The sequence below is a fragment of the Bacillus massilinigeriensis genome (assembly GCF_900111815.1).
GTDB lineage: Bacteria > Bacillota > Bacilli > Bacillales > Cytobacillaceae > Mesobacillus_C > Mesobacillus_C mediterraneensis.
Window position 1 is genome coordinate 1 of record NZ_LT630030.1, and the last position, 1,565, is coordinate 1,565.

Below are 1,565 nucleotides of genomic sequence, written 5' to 3' on the forward strand. Positions count from 1 at the left end.
TTTAAGCAGCCTCCCATTAATAAAGCAGATCCAATGCTTGCGATTAATAATCGTTTTTTATTTTTTGACATAGGTCCTCCTTGGATGGTACATAAATGATGTAGTTTAAATGAGTAAATACGATCCTTTTATCCAATAATTGTATATGAAAAGAGCTGGTTGTATACAAATATGGTGACACTGTTTCCGTATTATTCAGTAATTTAGTGACGCACCATCACTTGCTTTTCCATTGCAGAAGCGAGCAAATCTAACTCGTCCTTATTGATTGATATCAATATCTCAGAAAGCCCCTGTGCAACACATTTAAATGTGGATTCTGTACCCCAACGGCAAGTGACAATCCACCGCCAAGAGAATTGCCCGTAATCAAAGAAATTTCGTATTTTTCCGACATCTCTTTATAATAAGTTCGTGCAGCTTTGATTTGTCTCGGCTCTATAGGACTCAGCAACTGAACATCCGTTAAAATATCCTGTTGCCCATATTTACCCGCCGCATCTGTGCCAACGAAGACGATAGTGTATTCGTTGGTGGATTCATTTACTACGGTCAAAGCATCTAGCCCTGTTGGATGGTCGTAATTAGTGTCGACAACAGTATAATTATTATTATTAACCTTAATTCTTTTACCTACACCTTTACTCAAATATGCATGATATCCGGCTAATTCCACTAAGTCTGGTTCGTTTATTCTAGCCTTAGTAGGCATACCTTTTTTTGTCATAAGAATTTTACTCCTATTCTTTAACAATAAGATTATTAAAAGTTGATTCTATAGTATTGTTTTTTGAACCTATCGCAGTTCTCTTATTAATGTAATTATCATGAAGAAGAATATTATAGGAGCCTTTAGGAATGTTGTTGTTTTCTTCTATAATCTTTTTTAATTTGCGAAAAACTTCTTTGTCTGGCTGTTTATTTTTATCCGCCATATATATTTGGATTGTTATATATAATCCATCAACATTTAACTCGGTAGATTCATAAATTTTAAGAAGATCATTTCGGCTAATGTTAGGATTATCTAAATAAGCTTGTAGTAAAGGGGTAAGAGTATCGTTGTTTACTGTGACATAATAATAAGGTGTGTTGTAACCGGAAGTTGACAACTTTTGAACTGTTTCCGAAGTAATCCCAGTTATAGAATTTTCTTCTGAAAAATTTTCGAGCAAGGTATTCAATAAATTAAAGGCTTCTTCATTTGTTATCTTGTAAAGACCAGATTGGATTGCTGCTTCAACTTCTCCTTCTTCAGAAAAAACCTTCTCATAATAAACCTTATTTTCTGAGTCATTGATAGGAACAATAGCATATGTATAGAAATCAAGAAGACCTTTAGATTTTACAATGACACTAACTGCACCATCCGAACCAACTAAATTCTTTACAATAACTTCTGTTTTATATTTATCTAGGAAAAACTCTTTAACAGCCTTTTCAATTTCTTCTCTGTTTTTTTTCGCAATAACTTCTTCTTCCTCACCGCCCTTCATACGATAACCTTCACCGGTATAATCTTGGACGCTAACGTATCGCTCGTCGGTTTGTGTGTTTTTGCTTGA

Annotated in this window: 2 protein-coding genes; both read right to left on the reverse strand. The window is 34.2% G+C overall.

Annotated features, from left to right (window positions below):
• Positions 1-274: 274 nt before the first annotated feature.
• Positions 275-727, reverse strand: coding sequence for a hypothetical protein (locus BQ5796_RS17155; RefSeq protein WP_071461578.1), 453 nt, complete (start codon positions 725-727; stop codon positions 275-277).
• A 13-nt stretch (positions 728-740) separates the two neighbouring features.
• Positions 741-1,565 (reverse strand): DUF1672 family protein (locus tag BQ5796_RS17160; RefSeq protein WP_141769968.1); only part of this gene is annotated, 825 nt, incomplete at its 5' end.

What these genes read in the sequence shown, in the direction of transcription:
- BQ5796_RS17155 (WP_071461578.1), bottom strand. Translation starts at nt 727, where the DNA reads ATGACAAAAAAAGGTATGCCTACTAAGGCTAGAATAAACGAACCAGAC.